This window comes from Flavobacterium anhuiense, assembly GCF_900101855.1.
Lineage (GTDB): Bacteria > Bacteroidota > Bacteroidia > Flavobacteriales > Flavobacteriaceae > Flavobacterium > Flavobacterium anhuiense.
On sequence record NZ_FMVC01000007.1, the window covers coordinates 128,395 to 151,652 of the forward strand.

Consider the following 23,258-nt stretch of genomic DNA (forward strand, 5'->3'; position numbering starts at 1 on the left):
TTTTTAATTAAAATCCGAATTTAACATTAACTCCATAATCTCTCGTTGAAGGAATGTTGAAAGATTCTATCCCTTGTAGGTTTCCTGTACCTGCTCCTGCTTCTGGATCAAAGTACTTCGCTTTGTTTAAGAAGAAGAACAAGTTTCTACCTACTAATGAGAAATCGATGCTTGTAAATCCTGAGTTACCTAATAAACGTTTTGGCATTGAGTAACCAAAAACAAGTTCTCTTAATCTGATGTTTGTAGCATCATAAACAAATGGTTCTGCAATTGGAGTTCTTTGACCGATTGCTGTCCAGTATTGCTCAGCATTGATGCTTGTTGTGTTTGGAGAGTAAGTTCCGTTTCCGTTATCTACCACACCATCCACAATGATTCCGCCATTTCTTCCTGCTAAAGTAATATCGCTTACCCCTAAACCAGCTTGTCTAGCTTGAGTGTATGAAATCACTTCACCGCCAATTCTGAAATCAACTAAGAAGCTTAAAGAAAAATCTTTGTATTTAAAGTTGTTTTTGAAACCTGCAGTCCAATCTGGATTAAAGTTACCAGCACGAACATCAAAACCATTTGTCGCTAAAGGAATACCAGCACTGTTTACAAGAATTTGTCCAGCATCATTTCTTTGGAAACCTTTGATGTATAAATCACCATACTCACCACCTTGAACCACTTTACTTCTCACTAAACGCCCTTCACCAAGAACTAACTCATCTCTTCCTTCAAAGATAGATTTTACTTTTGACTTATAAGAAGCGTAGTTAGCTGTAACATCCCATGTAAAGTTTTCTGTTTGAACTGGCGTAGCAGTAAGCGTGAACTCGATACCTTTATTCTCGATATCTCCACCGTTTACGATTGCTCTAGAATATCCAGAAGACTCAGGAGTGTTGATATAGAAAATTTGGTTGTTCGTTAACGTTTTAAAGTATGTGAAATCTAAACCTAAACGGTTGTTGAAAAATCTAACATCGGCACCAAACTCAGAAGAAGAAGAAATCTCTGGTTTTAAGTTTGGATTTGCTTTTGTGCTTTGTCCGTATAACATACCACCGTTTCCTCCGATGTATGAATATCTTTGTTGTGTTTGATAAGGATCTGTATCGTTACCCACTTCTGCATAAGAAGCTCTTAATTTTGCAAAACTAATTACTTCTGGCAATGTAAACATATCAGAAAGAACAGCTGAAAGTCCGAAAGATGGGTAGAAATAATCTGTTGGCAATGTAGAAGACCAGTCATTTCTAGCTGTTAAATCTAAGAATAAGTAGTTTCTGAAACCAATTTGACCAAATCCGTAAATAGAATTAATTCTTTTTTCTGAAGCTGTAGAAGTAGATTGAACTGTCTGAACGTTTGATAATGCGAAGAAGTTTCTTTTACTTAAAACTCCTCCAGAAGTTAAAGCTGAACTATTTTGCTGCAATGAACTCGCACCAGCATTAAGGCCAACAGAGAAATCTCCGAATTTTTCATTGTAAGAAAGCAAAGCATCTACGTTTAATTCGCTTACTGTTTCATAAGATTCGCTATAAGAACCTAAGTTGCTGTTGAAAGCTGCAGTTGCGTATCTGTTTCTTACGTTTTTGTTTGTCATTTGGTCTAAACCAGCTCTACCTTGTAAGCTTAATGTTTTGGTAAACTCATATTTAAGAGAAGCTAAACCAATAAATCTATTTCTTTTATCTGTACGGGCATCATCTCTTAAAGCAGACCAGAATGGGTTCCCTCCAGGAGCTCCAGTTTCGTCAAGGAAATAGTTCACTTGTCTTTGTCCTGCAGCATCAAAATATTCGAAATCTTTATAATCGTTGTAAGCGATACTACGAGGCAATAAATAAGCAGATGTTCCGATAGACTCTTCTCCTGTTCTCAATAAGTTATCGATATCCTGAACAATGTAGTTTGTTTTTACATCCAAAGATAATTTATCAGAAATCTTGCTCGTCAATCTTAAGTTAAGATTGTGTCTGTCCATTTGGTTTCCTCCAACAATACCTTCAGCACGTGTGTTAGTATAAGAGAAATAACCTTGCGCTTTTTCGTTACCAGCAGTAACTGTCAAAGTGTTTGCCAAGTTATAACCTGTTTTGTAGAAATCAATAACGTTGTTTGGCTGTGGAGAATAGCTTTGTGTAGCTGGTCCAGCATAGTTTGGATTACGAACCAATTGCCAAGCAGATACCTGACGCCCGTCTAAAGGTGCTCCCCAGCTTGAGCTTGAGTTAGAAACATAATTTCCGTTTGTTCCTTGACCGTACTCATTTTGTAAATTCATCAAATTATAAGCTGAAGAAGCCATAAAGTTAGATGATAACGAAACTGAAGTTTTTCCAGATTTACCAGATTTAGTAGTAATAACGATTACACCATTTGATGCTCTAGAACCGTAAAGAGCCGCTGCAGATGGTCCTTTAAGAACAGTCATCGAAGCAATATCTTCTGGGTTAATGTTAGAAATACCATCTGGCTGTGTAGTTCCTCCTGTATCAATATCAGGGTTAGTTGTGGTTGTTCCGTTACTAATTGGCACACCATCTACTACATAAAGAGGCTGGTTGTTTCCGTTAAGAGATCTGTTACCTCTTAAAGTAATTCTAGAAGAAGAACCAACACCGTTTGAAGTTGTAGAGAAGTTAAGACCTGCCACTTTACCCGAAAGTGAGTTGGCAACGTTTAATGATCTTGCTTCTGATAACTCATCTACAGAAACGTTTTGTGCAGAATACGTAATAGCTTTTTTCTCTCTCTTAATACCAAGAGCTGTAACCACTACCTCTCCCAACTGCTGCGTATCTGGGCCAAGAGTTACGTTAATGGTAGATTGTGATCCCACAGCAACTTCCTTTGTAGCAGAGCCTACATAAGTAAAAACTAAAACTGCTGATTGATTAGGAACACTAATGCTGTACTTACCATCAAAATCTGATGAAGCACTTGTTTTAGTTCCTTTAACAATAATATTTGCTCCAGGAATCGGAATCCCGCTTTGAGCATCTGTTATCGTTCCTTTTACTGTTGTCTGCGCTTGAAGGTTCTGGAACCCAAAAAGGCATATGACCAACAGTAATTTTAGTACGTTTTTAATCATATTAGTTGTTTTTTTAGAGTTAATAACATGTTAAACTTAAGAATACATTTTGTTAACAAAATATAATTTCGACAAATGACAATTTTGAAAAGGTGTTGGTAAATCTTTGGTGTTTTATTGAAAGAAAACGTTTTCATTTGTAATCCTACTCTGCCTTATAAAAAAAGGCAAAAACACTATTATCGAATAGATTTTAGCCTTTTATAATTGTATTCATTTTTTTAAAGCAAAAACGCCGAAAAATCTTCGGCGTTTTTAGGTTTTTAGTTCAAAACCTTGAATTTAGTTTTAAGCAAATCGGTCGAATTTCCGCCGACCATCACTTCGAAATCTCCGGGCTCTACAACACGCTTCATTTCTCTGTTCCAAAGAGATAGCTCGTCTGGTGTAAGTGTAAATTCAACATTTTTTGTTTCACCTTTTTTGATGTTCAATCTTTTGAAACCTTTTAAGGTTTTTTCAGGTGTAGTAGTACTGCTGTAAACATCATTAATATACAACTGAACGACTTCGTCTCCATCTCTGTCTCCAATGTTTTTAACATCAACAGAAACTTTTACTTCTCCGTTTGGTTTAATTTCAGTAGTATTCAATTTTAAATTAGAATATTCAAACTTCGTATAACTTAATCCGTAACCGAATGAATATAACGGATGCTCGCTTTCCGCTACATATTTATGTATCGCAGATGGCTTTTGATTGTAATATATTGGTAACTGCCCAACTGATTTTGGAACTGTAATTGGCAATCTTCCTCCTGGATTATAATCTCCAAATAATACATCAGTAACTGCTCTACCTCCTAATTCACCTGGGAACCATCCTTCTAAGACTGCAGGAATATTTTCAGCAATCCAATTTGTAGAAAGCGGACGACCGTTTAATAGTACACAAACTACAGGAGTTCCTGTTTTGTGAATCTCTTCAATCAATTGCTGTTGAATTCCGAATAAGTCTAAAGAAGCCACATCTCTGTTTTCTTCAACCAATTCATTAGATTCTCCTAAAACCACAATAGCAACATCTGCTTTTTTAGCGGCTTCAATTGCTGGCTGTAAGTTTACTTTTTCTAAATTCCAACGGAAATGAGCTCTGGCTCCCCAGCCCCCTTCCCACATTTCAATGCGTACTTTATATTTTTTGCCTTTCTCGATAATTTTTGGAGTTGTAACCATGCTTGTCGCTCCTTTTGTCCAGTTGTCGATTACCAATTGGTCATCGATATACATTCTGATTCCATCATCAGAACTTAAACCTAACCATCCGTCAAGAGCTTGATCTGATTTTAAGAATCCTGTCCATCTGATAGAAAAATCATCCACATTCACACCATCTCCAGGCGCCCAAGGCCAGTCAAACTCTAACTGACTGTCGATGCGAGTCAGCGCTGGGGTTCCTTCGAGATTTCTGTTATTGAAATATTCACCTTTTAATCCGTTTTGAGATTCGTCTGGAGTAAATAAATATTTAGATGGAATAATCTGTCCTTTTACAATCAACGGAACTCCTTCCTCATAAACTACATTTGCCGTTTTTCCAACCAATTCCTTCACACCTTCATAAACCGTCATTCCGACACTGTTTTTAGGAGCATAACCTCCCAATCTTGAAGCATTTGCATTTGGTCCGATAACTGCAATGTTTTTTAAGTTTTTGCTTAAAGGCAATGTGTTGTTATCATTTTTCAATAAAACAATAGATTTCTGAGCCGCTTCTAAAGCAACAGCTTGATTTTCTGGAGTATGAAAACGCTCTTTAATCAGATTTTTATCTGTGTACGGATTTTCAAATAATCCCAATAAGAATTTCAAACGTAAAACTGCTCCCGCTGCACGGTCGATATTTTCCATTGTCAATTTCTTTTCATTTACCAATTCGATAACAGTATTCTGCCAGAATTCATTTGAAAAATCATAGAATTGCATATCAACACCAGCTGAAACCGCTTCTCTAATAGCATCTTTTGGAGAATCAGCCACTTTATGAGTCGTCTGAATATATTTAATAGCTCCCAAATCTGAAACTACAAGTCCTTTAAAACCCCATTCGTTTCTCAAAACATCCGTCAATAACCAATGATTGGCTGCGCAAGGAATTCCGTCTAACTCAGAATACGCACACATCGTTCCTAAAGCACCGCCTTTTCTGAATGCTTTTTCAAAAGATGGCAAATGATCTTCTCTTGCAGATCGTTCTCCAACCAAAATCGGAGAAGAATTTCCTCCAGCCTGCGGAATACCGTGAACGGCAAAATGTTTTGGTTCAGCAATAATAGAACGATCTGATTTTAAGTCTTCTCCCTGCATTCCTTTAATAAACGCCAAACCAATTTCGCTATTTAAATAAGCATCTTCACCAAAAGTTTCGGCAACTCTACCCCAACGTGGCTCGCGTCCTAAATCTAAGTTCGGTCCAAAACCAAAATGAACACCATGCGCTCTGGCTTCCATACCAATAACTTTACCCACTTTGTCCATTGTGGCAACATCCCAAGTTGCGCCAAGACCAATATTCATAGGGAAAGCAGTACTTCCTTCGTCTAAATATCCGTGAAGCATTTCACACATAATCAGCGCCGGAATTCCCCAACGGTTTCCTTTGATTACATTAGTCTGCAAATCATTAATCATTTTCGCTGAACGCGGATAAAGATCATGAATTGCTCCAATTCCTAATTTCCCGATTTTTTCAGCAGATTTAGATTTAGCAAAATCTTCTTTATCTTTAAAAAAATCTCCTCTATACATGTCCATCTGACGCACTTTTTCTTCAAGCGTCATACGGCTTAACAAGTCTTTTACTCTGTCTTCAACAGGCGCTTTCGCATCCTGGTACAGATACTTTTTCTGGGCATGGGTTTGGTTAAAAAAACCAACAGCCATTACAAAAATAATGGCCGTTTTCTTCATTCTTAATTGTAACATAGTTGTGTTGTGTTTAGTTTTGAATCACTTTAAGCTTTGTTCCATTCACAAAATCATCGTGCGAAATAAAAAAGCTATTAAGTGTTTTTCCGTTTAGCTCAATCGAATTGATTTTCCCTCCATTATTGATTTGTCTTTCAATTACAATGCTATCTTTTTTATAATATCTTGGATCTAATTTAATTGTCACTCTATGAAACATTGGCGCTGTAATGGTGTAAATTGGATCTCCTGGAGAAATTGGATAAATTCCCATCATCGAATAAACCAACCAAGCCGACATAGTTCCCGTATCGTCATTTCCTGGTAATCCTTTTGGTTCATTTTTGAAATATTCTCGAACCAATTTTTTTACCATTTCCTGAGCTTTATATTCTTCGCCTTTCACATAATTAAATAAATACGGATTGGCAATATCTGGCTCATTGGCCATATCAAATTGTTTGGTGTCGAAAATTTTCTGCAATTGTGCTGAAAATGCCTGATCTCCACCCATTAGTTTTTTCAAACCAATAATATCATGAGGAACCATAAAATTATATTGCCACGCATTTCCTTCAATAAAACCAACATTTTCTTCAAAATTAGCTCCTGAATTTGGGTCAAAAGGTTCGTACCATTTTCCGTCGGGCGTTCTTGGACGAAGCAGATTTAAGTTTTTATCAAATAATTTTCTATAAGATAATGAACGTTCTTTAAAACGTTTTACATTGTCTTTGTCTCCAAATTCGTTGGCCATAAGCGAAATAGAATAATCTGAAATATTATATTCTTGAGTCGTCGAAACAGGACCTTTATTGTCGGTTGTCAAATAGCCTTTTTTGATATAATCTTTCAATCCTGGACGAAGCGGATTATTTTCAACATTATCTGCGCCTTTCAACATCGCATAATAGGCTTTATTAACATCATAATCACGAATTCCTCTCATGTAAGTATCTGTAATTACAACACTTGCAGGGTCTCCAACCATGGTAAAAGTTTCAGTCGAATTCAGTTCCCATTTGGGTAACCAGCCGTTTTCATCAAACATAGTCAACATACTTTTTATCATATCCGATTGCTGTTTTGGATAAACCAAAGACATCAACGGATGCACATTTCGGTACGTATCCCATAAAGAAAATACGGTATAACGGGTGTCATCGGTTTTAGCAATTTTAGTTCTTTTGATTACGGGATATTGCCCGTTAATATCGTTTAAAGTATTTGGATGAATTAAAGTGTGATACAAAGCTGTGTAGAAAATCGTGTTATCCTCTTTTGTACCACCTTCAACCAAAATTTTAGACAATTCTTCGTTCCATTCGTTGTAGGTTTCTTTGTAAATTGCGTCAAAAGATCTGTTACCCACTTCTTTTGCTAAGTTTTCACGGGCATTTTCGATACTTACATACGAAATTCCAATCTTCACTTCAACCGTTTCTTGTTTGTCGAATTTATACGTAAAATAACTTCCAATACTATCACCTACTACAGTTTTAATAGTGTTTTCCATTATTCTCGCTTTTCCGTTGTAACCCATCCATTGCGCTTCAACGCCGTTGTATTTTGCAGGTTTTTTCCAAACTCCAAATTTATCAGCAGGTTTAGAAAATTGAGCCACAAAATAAACTGGATAAGCATCTTCTGGACTGTTGTAACAAAATGAACCAACTGAACGCATTCCTTCAATTTCTGTAGAAGAAACCACTTTTATCATCGCGCCTTCTTCATTGGTTAATCCCAATCCAAGATTTAGTAAAATATTAGATTGCCCTTTCGGGAAAGTGAATCTGCTAATCCCAACTCGTTTAGAAGCTGTGAATTCGCCTTTTACTTTGTACTTGTCAATGTTTACACTGTAATACGCAGCTTTGGCAACTTCATTAGAATAAGTTGACCCATATTTCAAATGATCGATTTCTACATTTCCAGTTGTCGGCATCAACAAAATAACGCCTAATTCCGGACAGCCTACTCCACTTAAATTTACCTGACTAAAACCTGTCAAAAAAGTATTCTCATTTACATACGGATTCGAAAGCCACTGACTGTCTTTTTCCATTGGAGTGTTTTTTACTCCAGCCACATTAAATGGACTAATGCTTGCCATTCCGCGTGGTGCAATTGGTCCTGGAAAAGCAGCGCCATAATTGGAGGTCCCAATAAACGGATTAACAAAATCGGCAGGTTCCTGCGCAAAAATCGTTATGCTAAAAAACAGCATGTAGAAAAAACATGCTGTTTGAAATTTATTTGTATTTAAAACCATAGGTTTCATTTTTATCTATTGATCGCTTCGATTTTTAAAGTCCAAGCTTCTTTCGCTGGAAGATTATTTCTTAAGCTTTCCGGAATTATTACTTTAAATCCGTTTCCTTCTTTTGTCCATTTTAAAGAAGTTTTAGAACCTAACATCGTAATTTTTGTTCCTTTTTTCGGACTAATAGCTTTTACAGTAACTTCAGCAGGAATTTTGTCTTCTCCTTCTTTAGCTAAATAAAATGCAAATACATTTCCTGCTTTATTTTGTGTGAAACAGATGTTTTCTTCTTTGTAAGGCTCGATTGGCTTTGTGTTGTAAATCGCTGTACTGTTTACTTTCATCCAATCTCCGTAAGCTTGCAATAAATCGTACGCCCCTTTATCCCATTCTCCTTCTGGACTTGGAGCAACATTTAATAATAAGTTTCCGCCTTTCGCCACAATATCAATCAATAGGTGAATTCCTTGTCTTCCTGTCATGTAAGTAGCTCCTGGAGAATAAGACCATCCACCGCCAGCTGGAATACAAGATTCCCAAGGATAAGGCAATGTTTTAGCAGGAACTCGTCCTTCTGGAGTTAAGTAGTTTTGGTTTTTACCGTGAACCGCTCTGTCAACAACAATTAATCCTGGCTGTTTCTGACGCGCTTTTACAACCAATTCATCCATTTTCGGATCCTGATCTACAACTCTGTGTTTGATGAAACCGTTTTTAGATTCATTTTCCGTAAACTTCTCATCATAGTTTTCTTTGATGTTCACTTGATCTCTTTTTCTAACCCATCCACCATCTAACCATAAAATATCAACTTTACCGTAATTAGAAAGAATTTCTAAGATTTGGTTGTGCGTGAAATCAACATATTTCTGCCATTTTTCTGGGTATAAAGACGGATCGTAATTTACGTTTCTGTCGAAAGGAGGAAAATATGGATCCCAATAGTTTTCGTTATGCCAGTCTGGTTTAGAGAAATAAGCTCCTGTTGAAATACCTTCTCCTCTAAAAGAGTTAAAAATTTCTTTTAAAACATCTGCTTTTGGGTTGGTATGAAAAGGAACATCTTTGCTAGTAATCTTGTAATCAGAATATTTAGTATCGTACATATTGAAACCGTCATGGTGTTTTGTAGTGAAAACCATGTATTTCATTCCCGCATATTTAGCTGCTTTAGCCCATTTTGCAGGATCAAATTTTACAGGATTAAAAGTCTTTCTTAACCCTTCGTAATCTTTGATATAATCATTATAATTAGATGGATTACTTCCTTTTTTACGTTCACACCATCCATAATCTTCAGGGCAGATAGACCAAGATTCTACAATACCCCACTGGCTGTAAGTTCCCCAGTGCATTAGCAAACCAAATTTTTTGCCTTGCCATTCGTCTAAGTTCTTTAAAACTAACGGATCTGTTTCTGGTACGTATCTTTCATCTTCATAAATCGCCTGCGCGAATATCTGAGCTGAAAATAAAAGGGCGATTATGAATATTCCTTTTTTCATCTTTAATCTAATTTATAATTTATTATTCTTTGTTTTTCTGGTTTAATAGGTAATCTTAACTCGTTGGTTGAAATTATTTTCAACACATAGAAACATAGTTTAACTAAACTTAAAAAAGGCGTTTCACTAGTTAAAATGCACATAGTTTAGCTATGTGTGGAAACTTGTTTCTTCCATTTTCTTTTTTTCAGCACAAAAAACTATGCTTCTATGTGTTAAAATGTTTTTATTTTTTAATTACACCCAACGGGTTAATCTTAATTTAATTTTTCAAGTATCGGTTGATCTGTAAAAGTTAATTCTGTTTGAGCATTTTCATTAAGCTGCTCGAATACAACAAACTTATTCTCGCCCGCTTTCAACCAACAGCCAGGCACGTAAAGTGTTTGTTGTGGGCCTACTTTCCAATAACGTCCAAGATTGTGTCCGTTAACAAATACAATTCCTTTTCCCCAATTGGTCATGTCAAGAAAAGTATCAGCTGGTTTATCTATGCTAACTGTAGCCTCATATAAAACTGGTCGTCCAGATTTTATCGTTTCATTTTTAAGAACTGGCACTTCATTCATCGGCATTTTATACATCTCCCATCCACCAATAATTTCATATTCATTAATGAATACTGGAGAAATAATACCTTTAGTATTATGCACTATTTCGGCTCCGTAATTAATACGTCCCATATTTTCAACCAGAATTTCTAAAATACCGTTAAAAGGAATAGAAATCGTCAACTCGTAATTTTTGAAAACTCTATTCAATTCACCCACCTTAACTCCATTTACATAAACGGTAGCAAAGTCTCTCAATCCCTCAATTTTCAATTTGCCAGAAGAAATTGGCTGCGTAAATCTTTTACGATATAGAACATATCCGTGTCCTTGACCTAATTTTTCAAATGTTAATGGCTGCTCATTTACGACTGGTTTTTCTTTTTTGATCCAACTCAAAACATCCATACTCGATTTAACAGGCTGATTAGGATATTTTTTAACTGGTATTTTATCTGGAATCGGTGCTAATTTTGTTTTAGAATACTTTTGCATTACGTCACGAATAGCCATAAATTTTGGTGTCGTCCAACCTGCTTCGCTAATAGGCGCATCATAATCGTAGCTTGTAATATCTGGCTGAATATCACTTTCTTCATTATAATTTGCTCCAGAGGTAAATCCAAAATTAGTACCGCCATGCGCCATATAATAATTAAAAGAAACACCTGCATCGAGATACTTTTTAGTTTGACTTGCAATCTCCTCTGATCCAATTTTAACAAAAGGTTCTGCCCAATGATCCAACCAGCCAGGATAAAACTCTGCCACCATATAAGGCCCTTGACCTTTATGGTATTTATCGACTTGTTTCTTTAAATTCTCTATATTTGATTCTCCATTTGCAGTTGGCAACACCCCTTCAACCATACCGCCTTCAAACAACCAACTACCATCAGAAGTAAAAAAAGGCTCTGGAAACCCAGTTTCTTTAAGTATATTGTAAATGGCTGTTTTGTATGCTTTATGATCTTCAGCACTAATATCGGTTCTTTGAGAAACATAAGAACCAAATTCATTTTCAGCCTGAACCATAATAATTGGCCCTCCCTGGTTAGCAAAATTTCCTTTTACCACCGCATACAAATGTTCCAGATACGATTTACAAGCGTCTAAAAATGCTTTGTTGTTGGTACGAATTACCAAATCTGGATTGTTTTGCAGCCACCAAGGATAACCTCCAAATTCCCATTCACCACAAGCATAAGGACCTGGTCTAAGAATCACATACAGCCCCTCACTTTTAGCAATACGTAAAAACTCTGCCAAATCTTTATTTCCTGTTTTAAAGTCCCATACACCAGGCTCAATTTCGTGATAATTCCAAAATACATAAGTTGCCACAGTATTCAATCCCATAGCTTTAAGCATCTGCAATCGATGTCTCCAATACTCTTTAGGAATACGCTCATAATGCATTTCTCCTGAATGTATTTTTACAATTTTCCCATCTTTCTGAAATTCTCCATTAGATATAGAAAATCCTTTAGTTTGAGCCTTAGTAAAAAAAGGCATCAAGCAAATCAATACTACTCCAAGCTTAAATAATATCTTATTCATTTTTTAAAATATTTAATTCACCAAAATCTCATCCACAAACAACCAAGAACTTTCTCCTTTCGGACTTTTCTTTAAGTTACCTCCGATTACTTTCACAAAACGTGCATTTTGTTTTTGGAAATTAATTTTGAAATCTTTCAATTCCGGAACCGGATTTGCCGCATACGGACGTGTTATTTTTCCAACTTGCGTATATTTAATTCCATCAGTAGAAATCAACACTTTAATTTGAATTGGGAAATTAACTCCAGCTCCTTGACTTTCTAAAGCTCCAACTGATACTTGCTCGATGCTTTCTATTTTTTCTAAGTCTATTACCAATTCCATATCATTTACCAGCCAAGCTTGCCATTGCCCGTCGTGGAAATTTTTGCTTCCGCGAATGGTGTTTACCATAGTATTGGCATCTCCTTTATAATTCTCATTATAAGGCGTTAAGTATTTCACTTTTTTTGCAAACCCTTTATGGAAAACAATAGTATCTGTAAATGTTTTTCCAACTGGTTTTTCATCTTGAAATAAAGAAGCTTTTAAAACTGTTGTTTCTTTGATTTCAATTGGACTTGTATATCTTATTGCATGATGTTCAATGCTTTGATTTCCTAAAACATATCTAATGTCTGGATTAGGAAACTCATTCTTCATCTCTACTTTGATTTGTTTGTTAGCCAAATCAGCTGTAGATGAAGCCGTTACCAAATAAGCACTTTTCGCATAATTCAATCCCTGATAATCGTAACGTTTAAACATTGAAAACAATCTTGATGTAAAATCATTCCAATTGCGTTTTTCTTTCGGACTCCATAATGTTTCTGATAAAGCGGCCAATCTTGGGAAAATCATATACTCAGAATCTTTTGGTCCCGTAATATATTCTGCCCATAAATTGGCTTGACCTCCTAAAACATGAGCAGCTTCCTGAGGCGTCATTGTATTAACTACAGGATCAAATTTGTACACTTCACTTAACGGATTGTAAGCATCAAAAGCTAGAGGTTCTTCGTTTTGTGGTCCTTGATAAAAGTTGAAATAACAAGGTGTTTCTGGTGTCATAATCACATCGTGGCCTTGATCTGCTGCTTCAATTCCGCCTTTCATTCCTCTCCAGCTCATTACTGTTGCATCTGGAGCTAACCCACCTTCTAAAATTTCATCCCAACCGATAACTTTTTTACCTTTTGAGTTGATATATTTTTCCATGCGTTTTACAAAGTAGCTTTGCAATTCGTCAACACTTTTTAAACGCTCATCTTTAATTCTTTTTTGGCAGTAAGGACATTTTGTCCAATTGGTTTTAGTAGCTTCATCGCCTCCAATATGAATGTATTTTGAAGGGAAAATCGTGATTACTTCATCAATTACATTTTGCAAAAACTCAAACGTAGTTTCTTTTCCAGCACAATAAATGTCGGTAATGGGCCAAACCCCACCTGACGGAACACCAATTCTCTGATTAAAACATGCCAATTCAGGATACGCCGCAATAGCACTGCTTACGTGTGCCGGCATTTCGATTTCCGGAATTACTTCAATTCCTTTTGTTGCGGCATATTTTACAATTTCTTTTAATTCTTCCTGCGTAAAAAATCCGCCGTAAGTTCCTTTTTCGTCAGGATTTGTAGTCAATCGGGCATTCCAGCTTCTGTTTTCCTGATCTACTCTCCAAGCACCAACTTCTGTTAGTTTTGGATATTTTTTGATTTCAATTCTCCAGCCTTGATCATCCACTAAATGCATGTGCAAAACATTCATCTTATGCGCTGCCAAACGATCGATTGTCGCTAGAACATAATTTTTATCAAAGAAATGACGTGAAAAATCTAGCATTAAACCTCTCCATTTAAAACGAGGTTCGTCATTAATGGTCAAACTTGGAATCTGCCATTTTGCAGAAGTAATCGCAAATTTGCTTTCGATAGCTTCTGGAAGTAATTGTCTGATGCTTTCTAAAGCGTATAAAAAACCATTATTCCCTTTTGCAGAAATAACAATATTAGTCGGATTTACATCTAAAACGTAAGCTTCATTCTTTAAGTTCGGGTCTGTTTTCAGCAAAACATAATTACTTGCTGGAGCTTTTGCAGTTACTTCTGGTTTCCATCCTGCTGCAGTTTCAAATCTTGAAGCCAAAGCATTAGCAGCATCTTTTTGAAAATCTCCGTTAACGACAAACTTTGTGTCTTTTGTGAATTCAAAAACACCTGTTTTGATAAGAGTTTGAGTCGGTTTCGGAATGATACGAATATCACTTTCTGTGTACACTTTCTGAGCATTAACAGATAGTACTGAAATGATTAAGGTTAATAGGACTAGTAATTTTTTCATTCTTTGTTTTTTGGTTTCTTTAATTGTTTGTTCAAACATTTAAAGATTTAGTTTTTTAGGTTTAGTTTGTCATCCTGAGGAACGAAGGATCACACTAGGAATTCCTCAAAGTAATTCGCCAATCTTTGGGGAGCTACTTGTGTGATCCTTCGTTCCTCAGGATGACAAAACAGTGTCGAAAAACTTTGTCAAAGTTTGAAACTTTGACAAAGTTCTAAACGTTATAATTATTTATCCCAAGACATTTTAAATTTCGCGTCTTCCATTCTGTGGCCTTTCACGTCATCAGAAACGGCGTAATTAAAACCAGATCTTAGACTGTAGCCTGCATATTCGCCGTTTTTATTCAAAGCAATAAAACCAACTTGCAAGTATTCCATATCCTTGTGATTTTTATGTTTGTTGTAAATACGTTCTGTAATTTCTTTACAAGCATCAAAAGGCGATTTTCCCTGACGCATTAATTCAACCACCATGGCGCTTCCAGCAGTTCTGATTACGGCTTCTCCTAAACCTGTTGCCGCAGCGGCTCCCACTTCGTTATCCAAAAAAAGACCCGCGCCGATTATTGGGGAGTCACCGACGCGTCCGTGCATTTTCCAAGCTGCTCCACTTGTCGTACAGCCGCCAGAAAGATTGCCCTCTTGGTCTAACATTAGCATGCTTATGGTATCGTGATTTTCTATATTAATAACTGGCTTGTATTTAGAATCTTCCAGCCATTTTTTCCAATCTCTTTCTGATTCTGGAGTTAATAAATTTTCTTCTTTAAAACCTTCAGACAAAGCAAACTGCAATGCACCTTGCCCTGCTAACATTACGTGAGGTGTATTTTGTAAAACTCTTTTTGCAACAGAAATTGGGTGTTTGATTCCTTGCAGAAAACAAACCGAACCACAATTGCTATTGTGATCCATGATACAGGCGTCAAGAGTCACTTTTCCTTCTCGATCCGGATATCCGCCATAACCAACACTACGTACATTCGGATCGGCTTCAGGTATTTTCATTCCAGCTTCGATGGCGTCCAAAGCCGATTTTCCTTCTTTTAAATTTTTCCAAGATTCTTTATTGGCAGGCAGACCATGGTTCCATGTCGAAATAATAATTGGTTTTGTCTGTTTTTTTTCTTTTTCTTCTGTTTCTGGTTCATTTTCATGATTCGCAGCAAATCCGCTTACGCCCAAAACAGAACTTATGGCTAATGTGCCTAAAGTGGTTTTCTTGATAAAATCTCTTCTATTTGACATGTCTTTTGGTTTAAATTCAACTTTTCAGAAACAAAATGTTCTTGATGTTGCTAAATTAATCAGTAATAATTTTTAATCCCACAAAAATCGACTACAAGGTTGATTTTACGGCTGCAATTGTTTTTAAATTACTATCTGATAAGGCGTTTCCGTCAAAAAACGAAACTCCGGTTGCACCGTTTTTCTTAGCTAGCAAAATCGCTTCTTTTAATTCTGCATCCGATTTTAATCCCGGAATATAAATTCCTGTATTTACTTTCGTCGGTTTTCCTTCTAAATCGGCTACACCTTGTTTGGTTGCGTAACCTACCCAATCAATTTCTTCATCGTAAAAACTATGGTAAATCATTGGGTATACTTCGTCAATATTCCATTTATCCCAACGCTGGCGCACCATATGATCTGCCATTTCTGGATAAGGAAATACTGCCGCTGTTAATTTTTTATTGTGTTTATGAGCGATTTTATACGCATCATCAACCACTGCTTTTACAGCATTTAATCTGAAGTTTTTCCACTCCATGTCAATTGAAGTATTGTGGCTGTTTTTTGGATTTTTATGATGTTCTTTTTCGAATTTAGAAACACATGCATCACAATAACAGAAATCAAATTGTGGTAGTTCTACATCCTGAACTAAGTTGTATTTTGGCAATAAACTGATTGGCAAGAAAATATCTGGGAAACGAATGTAATCTAAATGTACACTTTCGATTCCTTCTACTTTTGCTAAACCTTCAACTAAACCTAAAACGTGATTTCTAGATTCTTCTTTAGTTGGGCAAAGCCATTGGTAATAATCGACATACGGACGGTTATCAAAACAAGACTTTCCTTCTTTACTAACTTGATACCAATCTGGATGCTGTAAGGCAACTGAATCGTTTGGGCGATTCATTGCCATAATCCAGGCATGAACTTTTAGTCCTTCTTTTTTTGCAAGCGGAACTAATCTTGCTAATAGTTTCGGATCGGTTTGCGTGTTAATTAAAACTTCGTCAATTCCACCGTCTTTGTATTTTTTGAATTCTTTCGAATAATCTGCATCCGATTTTTTAGCGTCGGCAGTGGTCCAAACACCAAAAGTGAATTTACCGTTTTCTTGATCTTTATTTTCTTTTTGTCTGCAAGAGAATAAACTCAGCGAAAGCGCTAATACTAAAACTTTTGATAGTTTTTGCAGCTTATTCGTTCGTAATAATTTTACCATCTTCTTTAATTATTAAGGTTTTGTTTGAAAAAGGACTCTTTACCAAGATATTAAATCCTGATGAATGATTTTCTAAAACTGGTTTTAAAACTTTTCCATCAACAACTATATTTTTTTTACTGATACTTTGCAGTGATTTTGCCCAAGATTTATTTTTATCGAAATATCTCTTTTGAGCGCGATACAACGTATAAAGTTCCCATTTTACTTTTTCTTCCTGTGGAATTGTAAATTTATCGTCACTTTCTTTTGAAGAGAAGTATACATAAGCCCATTTTTCGGGCTCATGCATATTTATTACTCCCATAGGCGACCAAACCCAATTGTATTCTGGGAGAAACTTTCCTTCTGAATCTTTTTTGCGTTCATATTTTCCATCAACAACTGAATGCTGCCAATTCACTCTAGAAAAATTGACTTTCCAGAATTTATCTTTCGGAACAATATTATCGAAATAGGATGTTTTATAAACTGACCACGGAATGGCAATTTCTAATGTCCAGCCTTTATCTATGTCTGAAGCATTATTTAAAGTTCCGTCAACCTTTACAGCCGATTTTAAACCGTCGATATTCCAATCGTTTAGAACAGTATTTTTTTCTCTATAAGGTTTATTGATAAATAAATCCCAAGCGGTGTTTAACGCATTAATTTCTAATTCATAATAATTATGAGTATCATTATCTGGATCGATAAAAACTTCAAAATCATTATTGTAGAAAATAATAGTATCCCTCTGTCTTAGATTTGCCCAAACGTGAGGTTCTTCTATTTTAGCGAGAATATAGTAGTAATTATCGTCCCAGAGCATTTTAACCTGAGTTTTATATTTTGGAGTCTCAACACCTTCTATGTCGACAAAAGGTGTTGTCCAAGATGCTTTTTCCCAAGCTTTTTCTGCTTCATCACCATCAATAACAATTTCTTTTGATGTTTTATAGGCAATATAACTTTTCGGTGTAACCTCTTTTTCAGATTGCGCATAACTCATCAATCCAACAAAAAAAACGGCAAGGGACAATAATTTACTTCTACTATGCATCTTTATATTATAAACTATTATTTTTTGTAAATTCAATTACTTCACTCAGTTTTCCGAAAGCGATAGCCACATGAGTATCTGCCGCACCGTAATAAACTGCTAATTTATCTTCTTCGATATCGTGTAAAGCAGCACATGGGAAAACTACGTTTGGCACATCTCCAACCATTTCATACGCTTCTGCAGGTCCTAAAAGATAAGGTTGCGTTCTGTATTTTACCTGATCTGGCGAATCAACATCTAAAAGTGCTGAACCCATTGCATAACGGAAACCGTTGCAAGTATTGATAACTCCGTGGTAAATCATTAACCAACCTTCGTCAGTTAAAATCGGAATTGGTCCTGCTCCTACTTTTGTACACTGCCAAGCACTTTGCTCAAATGGACTTGGTTTCATCACCAATCTGTGTTCACCCCAATATTTCATATCTGGACTATAGCTGATCCAAATGTCTCCAAATGGCGTATGTCCGTTATCACTTGGACGGCTTAACATCGCGTATTTTCCGTTGATTTTTTGTGGAAACAAAACTCCGTTTCTGTTGAATGGCAAAAAGGCATTTTCGCATTGGAAAAATTCTTTAAAATCGAATGTATAACCAATACCAATTGTTGGTCCGTTGTAACCATTACACCAAGTAATCCAATAACGGTCTTCGATCCAAACTACACGAGGATCGTATTTATAAGCAGATTCGATCATTTCTGTATTTCCAGATTTCATCTCAATTGGTTCGTGATTGATGTCCCAATTGATTCCATCTTTACTGAAACCAGCAAAAATGTTCATTTGAACCGCTTTGTTATCACATCTAAAAACCCCAGCATATCCGTCTCCAAAAGGTACAACTGCACTATTGAATATACTGTTTGATGAAGGAATCGAATATCTGTTGATAATTGGATTCTCAGAATATCTCCACATTACATCTTTACTGTTTTCGGGTCTGTCTTGCCAAGGAATAGTACTCATTTTTTGTTTTTTTTTATTTATTAGTTTTTTGTTTTTTATTCGTCTTTTTTGTCATCCTGACGAAGGAAGGATCACACTAGAAGCTCCGCAATCTTTGTCGAGTTACGTGTGTGATCCTTCCTTCGTCAGGATGACAAACTGTATGTTTAAAACTTTGTCAAAGTTTTGAACTTTGACAAAGTTGCTGTACATAGCAGCACGTCCAATCTTGCGTTGCTGTAGCTGAAACTACAGGCTATGTTCAAAGCTATCTTTGAGAAACTATTTTCTTTCTACACTCTTTTCAAAGTCAAAAAATCTATGTTTCTATGTGTTTAAATTTTTAAAATCTTGTTTCTTTAATCTTGCATCTACAAAGTCTCTACTCTTCAATCTTCCTAACTCGATCCAGCCAAGTAAACTTCAATACCGTAGTCGTCACTAAGAATACCGCTAAAGCCACTAACGCTTTCGGATAATCTCTGATGATAAAGTAAATCGGAAGCAGAATCATGCTTGACTGCCAGATAATACCAATTACACAATTCATCATATCTAAATAGAAATCATTATTTTTTTGGAAAGATTGATCTTCCGCTTTTAATTGTTTGTAAACTGGATTCCAGAATCCCCACGGTCTTACATTGCTGTAGAAAGATTTTAGGACTTCCATATCGGTTGGTTTGCTTAGATAAGTTCCTAAAAGACAGCCTAAAATTGACATTCCGAAAATTAATGGGAACAAGTAAATCGATGGTACTTGCGAAAGATCATGCAAGAATGTTCCAGCTGTTAAATTTGCTTTATTTTGATCTAAAATAAACTGAAGAGAAGCTGCAATTAATCCGCCGACCATTCCCCAGAAATAACCCCATCCGTTAAAACGCCACCAAATCCATTTTAGGAAGTTGGCTGCAACGTAACCGCCGTACAAAGCACTTGTAATCCAAAGTGTTAATGAGTTGATAGAATCTGCAAAGAATCCCATGAAAACTCCAAGTCCAACCACTAAGAAAGAAGAAATCTGACTTACTTTGATATAATGTTTATTTGAAGCAACTGGTTTGAAGTATTTTTTATAAATATCGTTTACAATATAAGCTGGTCCTGCATTTACGAAAGCCGAGAATCCAGACATGAACGCTGCCAATAATCCTGCTAAAAGAATTCCTTTAATTCCAACTGGGATATAAAGATTTACCACTTTTGGCATCAACAATTCTAAATCTGCTCCTGTTAGGTTAACATTTGCATTTAATTCTGGCGCTAAATTTACTAAAGCGATTACCACGATTCCCGTGATTAATAAATATCTAGGAATGAATAAAATCAAGTTGGTAAAACCACTCATATAAGCCGCTTCTTTTACCGATTTTGTAGAAAGAACACGCTGTAAATCGTAACTTGGAGTTGGTCCAGCCACACTCGCAAAGAAACCTTTGAATAAAGTCATTCCGATGAAAGCACCGAACATTTTATAACCTTCTGTATCAATTAATCTGTTGAATGTTTCGAATTTATCGCTCCACTGTGTTTCAAATTCCCATCCGAAGAAAACATTCTTCCATTCTGGCGTAATAACCGAATTGATCTGAATATCAGTATAATTAATGAATGCATAACCAGCGATTAAAACTCCAGCAACAATCATAATTAAATATTGCACAACCTCTGTTGCAACAACAGAAAACATTCCGCCTTTAACCGTATAAATTGTCGTTAAGAAAATGATTAACAATGCATAAGCCTGCTCAGACGTTAAGAAAACTCCACCATTCATGTGAACAGTTAAATCCCAAGGAAGAATGATCGTTACAAATTTTCCTATTCCGACGAAGAAATAAGCAATGAAGCCGATTGTAGAAATGATTGCAAAAATCGCTACAATAATATGGGAAGCTTTTCCTGCTTTGTCGCTTCCAAAACGAGTTAAAATCCATTCAGAGCCCGTCATTACTTTTGATCGTCTAATCCAAATAGCAAGGAACATCATGACAAAAATCTGATTCCATATTGGCCAAAGCCACATAAACATGAAACTTTTTACACCATATAAAAACAAAACTCCAATCATCCAGGAAGTACCTGAAACATCAAACATTCCTGAGCCATTGCTCAATCCTAAAAAATACCATTTGATTGATTTCCCGCCAAGGAAATAATCGTCAAGACCTTTTGATGCTTTTCTTGAAATCCAGATTCCAATACCGACCGAGAGTACGATATAGATTAAAATGATTGATACGTCTATTATGTTCATTAAATTATTTATTTTGAATTAGTTAGTTTAGACCCCAGTTTTGGTTTGGCTGTGCTCCCATTACAAAATGAAGCACACCGCCATTTAATATTTCTTGGTGAGAAATGGCTGTTTTATTAAATGCTTTTCCGTTTAAAGTAGCCGATTGGATGTAGAAATTTTTGTCTGAAACATTCTCTGCTTCGATTACAAAAGTTTTTCCGTTTGGAAGATTTAAAGTTGATTTTTCGAAAATCGGACTTCCAATTTCATATTCGCCAGAAGCTGGATTCATTGGATATAATCCCATTGAACTAAATACATACCAAGCCGACATTTGGCCGCAGTCTTCGTTTCCGCTTAGACCATTAGCTGTTGTATTATATTGAGTATCCAAAATATGACGCACCCAATATTGTGTTCTCCAAGGCTGTCCCGCGTGGTTAAACATATAAGCAATATGATGGCTTGGTTCGTTTCCGTGCGCGTATTGTCCGATCAAACCAGAAATATCGGCCGAAACATTATTTCCTGTAATTTCAGAACTCTCCGTGAATAATTGTTCTAAGCGTTTTGTGAAAGTGGCATTTCCTCCGTGAAGCTTAATAAAATCATCCACATTATGAGGCACAAACCAGCTGTGCTGCCAAGCATTTCCTTCAGTGTAATCGGTATGTTCTCTGTGGTTGGAATGTTTTGGGTCGAAAGGTTCGTTCCAAGATTTTCCATCTTCCGATTTTCCTCTCATGAAACCAGATTTCGCATCAAATAAATATTCGTAAGCTTTTGAACGTTTTGAGAAAAACTCATAATCAGCAGTTTTGCCTAATGCTTTCGCCATTTGAGCTACACACCAATCATCGTAAGCATATTCTAAAGTAATCGTAACTGATTCGTCTAATAAGTTGTACGGAATGTATCCGTATTTTTTATAAAAATTCAATCCGCGTTCATCTTGCATCATCGTTGCTTTCATCGCCTCAAAAGCTTTTTCAGCATCAAAACCTTTAATGCCTTTTAAATAAGCATCTGCAATAACTGGAATCGAATGATATCCTGTCATTGTGTTGGTTTCATTAGCATATAAGGTCCAAACCGGAAGTATTTTTTTAGTTCCATAATACGCTAACATCGAGTTAATCAAATCTGAAACTTTCGTTGGTTCTAATATCGTCAACAATGGATTTTCCGCTCTAAATGTGTCCCAAAGTGATAATGTAGAATATGCTGTATAATCTTTCGCTGTAATAATTTTATCATCTTCTCTTCTAAACTGACCGTTTTTATCGCTGTACGTTACAGGTGCAACTTGTGCATGATATAAAGCGGTGTAGAAAATAGTTTTCAAAGAATCAACAGGAGTTTCAACTGTAATTTTGCTTAAAGCTTTGTTCCAATCTGAAGCTGCATCCGATTTTGCTTTTTCAAAGCTATGGCCTTCAGCATCTAAATTACCTTTTGCATTTTCAACACTTACAGAAGAAAGTGCCACTTTTATGCCTAATTCTTTAGAGTTTTTAGAATCGAAGAACAACTGTAAAGCGGTATTTTCGCCTTCAGCGTTTTGACCAGAAACTACTTTTCTATCAGCAGTGATAATAGATTCTGTAATAGGTTTCGAAAATTTGGCGACAAAAAACACCTTTTGATTTTTTGCCCAGCCTGTACTGTAGCGATAACCACTGATAGTATTGGCATCTTCAATTTTAACAGAAGTTTTTACCGCTTTATCCCAGTTAATGGCAAAACCTAAATCGACAACAACAGATTGTGTGTCGTTATTATTATAGGTATATTTATGGTATGCGGTTCTTTGCGTAGAAGTTAGTTCTACATTGATTTTAGGATCTTCAAGAAAAACCTGGTAATAACCCGGTACTGCTTTTTCGTGTACATGATTGTATTTTGATTTATACGGAAGGAAATCGCGTGAAGCGGCTTTGGCGGTTAAATCTAATTTTTTGTTTGTCGGCATAAATAAAATATCTGCCAAATCACCGATTCCTGTTCCGCTTAAGTGTAAATGACTAAATCCAGAAACTATTGAGTCAGAATAATGATAGCCTGAACACCAGTCCCAGCTAGAAATTCCATTATCTGGACTCACTTGCAGCATCCCAAAAGGAACTGTCGCACCTGGATATGTGTGTCCGTGGCCTCCAGTACCTATAAAAGGATCTACATAATTTGCTGCAAAACTTTTGTGATGCGTATTTTTATCTACATTTATTTTGCAACTTGCAGTAAAAATTACCGTTAAAGAAAGCAGAGTAATTTTCCTCATATCAAAACAATATTAATTTAACTTTAAATTTAGATAAATTCAATTTTTACCAAAATATTTTTAGACGGACGACATTT

The 23,258-nt window shown here is 36.0% G+C and carries 12 protein-coding genes; all 12 read right to left on the minus strand.

The window, feature by feature from the left end:
- Positions 1-7: 7 nt before the first annotated feature.
- A complete protein-coding gene (locus BLP44_RS18375) occupies positions 8-3,094 on the minus strand; it encodes a SusC/RagA family TonB-linked outer membrane protein (protein ID WP_066034355.1) in 3,087 nt (1,028 codons plus the stop codon).
- 263 nt (positions 3,095-3,357) lie between these two features.
- Complete coding sequence (locus BLP44_RS18380; protein WP_091135038.1) at positions 3,358-6,018, minus strand: glycoside hydrolase family 3 protein; 2,661 nt, start codon at positions 6,016-6,018, stop codon at positions 3,358-3,360.
- A gap of 13 nt (positions 6,019-6,031) precedes the next feature.
- Complete coding sequence (locus tag BLP44_RS18385; RefSeq protein WP_091135296.1) at positions 6,032-8,272, minus strand: GH92 family glycosyl hydrolase; 2,241 nt, start codon at positions 8,270-8,272, stop codon at positions 6,032-6,034.
- Between the two features lie 11 nt (positions 8,273-8,283).
- Positions 8,284-9,768, minus strand: coding sequence for an alpha-L-fucosidase (locus BLP44_RS18390; RefSeq protein WP_091135040.1), 1,485 nt, complete (start codon positions 9,766-9,768; stop codon positions 8,284-8,286).
- Positions 9,769-10,025: 257 nt separating this feature from the next.
- A complete protein-coding gene (locus BLP44_RS18395) occupies positions 10,026-11,879 on the minus strand; it encodes a glycoside hydrolase family 35 protein (RefSeq protein ID WP_091135042.1) in 1,854 nt (617 codons plus the stop codon).
- 12 nt (positions 11,880-11,891) lie between these two features.
- A complete protein-coding gene (locus BLP44_RS18400; RefSeq protein WP_091135298.1) occupies positions 11,892-14,204 on the minus strand; it encodes a beta-N-acetylhexosaminidase in 2,313 nt (770 codons plus the stop codon).
- 227 nt (positions 14,205-14,431) lie between these two features.
- Positions 14,432-15,454: a glycosylasparaginase gene (locus tag BLP44_RS18405; RefSeq protein ID WP_091135044.1), complete on the minus strand. Its 1,023-nt coding sequence runs from the start codon at positions 15,452-15,454 to the stop codon at positions 14,432-14,434.
- Between the two features lie 91 nt (positions 15,455-15,545).
- A complete protein-coding gene (locus tag BLP44_RS18410) occupies positions 15,546-16,664 on the minus strand; it encodes a putative glycoside hydrolase (protein ID WP_091135047.1) in 1,119 nt (372 codons plus the stop codon).
- Positions 16,639-17,706: a carbohydrate-binding family 9-like protein gene (locus tag BLP44_RS18415; RefSeq protein ID WP_091135049.1), complete on the minus strand. Its 1,068-nt coding sequence runs from the start codon at positions 17,704-17,706 to the stop codon at positions 16,639-16,641. The genes BLP44_RS18410 and BLP44_RS18415 overlap by 26 nt, the downstream gene beginning before the upstream one ends.
- A 7-nt stretch (positions 17,707-17,713) precedes the next feature.
- On the minus strand, positions 17,714-18,679 hold the full coding sequence (locus BLP44_RS18420) for a glycoside hydrolase family 130 protein (protein WP_091135050.1): 966 nt from the start codon (positions 18,677-18,679) through the stop codon (positions 17,714-17,716).
- Between the two features lie 361 nt (positions 18,680-19,040).
- A complete protein-coding gene (locus BLP44_RS18425; RefSeq protein ID WP_091135052.1) occupies positions 19,041-20,918 on the minus strand; it encodes a sodium:solute symporter family protein in 1,878 nt (625 codons plus the stop codon).
- A 22-nt stretch (positions 20,919-20,940) separates the two neighbouring features.
- Complete coding sequence (locus BLP44_RS18430; protein WP_091135054.1) at positions 20,941-23,181, minus strand: GH92 family glycosyl hydrolase; 2,241 nt, start codon at positions 23,179-23,181, stop codon at positions 20,941-20,943.
- Positions 23,182-23,258: the final 77 nt, after the last annotated feature.

Excerpts from the sequence above, each read along its gene's own strand:
- BLP44_RS18375 (WP_066034355.1), bottom strand. The coding sequence starts at position 3,094 with ATGATTAAAAACGTACTAAAATTACTGTTGGTCATATGCCTTTTTGGG.
- BLP44_RS18380 (WP_091135038.1), bottom strand. The coding sequence starts at position 6,018 with ATGTTACAATTAAGAATGAAGAAAACGGCCATTATTTTTGTAATGGCT.
- BLP44_RS18385 (WP_091135296.1), bottom strand. The coding sequence starts at position 8,272 with ATGGTTTTAAATACAAATAAATTTCAAACAGCATGTTTTTTCTACATG.
- BLP44_RS18390 (WP_091135040.1), bottom strand. The coding sequence starts at position 9,768 with ATGAAAAAAGGAATATTCATAATCGCCCTTTTATTTTCAGCTCAGATA.
- BLP44_RS18395 (WP_091135042.1), bottom strand. The coding sequence starts at position 11,879 with ATGAATAAGATATTATTTAAGCTTGGAGTAGTATTGATTTGCTTGATG.
- BLP44_RS18400 (WP_091135298.1), bottom strand. The coding sequence starts at position 14,204 with ATGAAAAAATTACTAGTCCTATTAACCTTAATCATTTCAGTACTATCT.
- BLP44_RS18405 (WP_091135044.1), bottom strand. The coding sequence starts at position 15,454 with ATGTCAAATAGAAGAGATTTTATCAAGAAAACCACTTTAGGCACATTA.
- BLP44_RS18410 (WP_091135047.1), bottom strand. The coding sequence starts at position 16,664 with ATGGTAAAATTATTACGAACGAATAAGCTGCAAAAACTATCAAAAGTT.
- BLP44_RS18415 (WP_091135049.1), bottom strand. The coding sequence starts at position 17,706 with ATGCATAGTAGAAGTAAATTATTGTCCCTTGCCGTTTTTTTTGTTGGA.
- BLP44_RS18420 (WP_091135050.1), bottom strand. The coding sequence starts at position 18,679 with ATGAGTACTATTCCTTGGCAAGACAGACCCGAAAACAGTAAAGATGTA.
- BLP44_RS18425 (WP_091135052.1), bottom strand. The coding sequence starts at position 20,918 with ATGAACATAATAGACGTATCAATCATTTTAATCTATATCGTACTCTCG.
- BLP44_RS18430 (WP_091135054.1), bottom strand. The coding sequence starts at position 23,181 with ATGAGGAAAATTACTCTGCTTTCTTTAACGGTAATTTTTACTGCAAGT.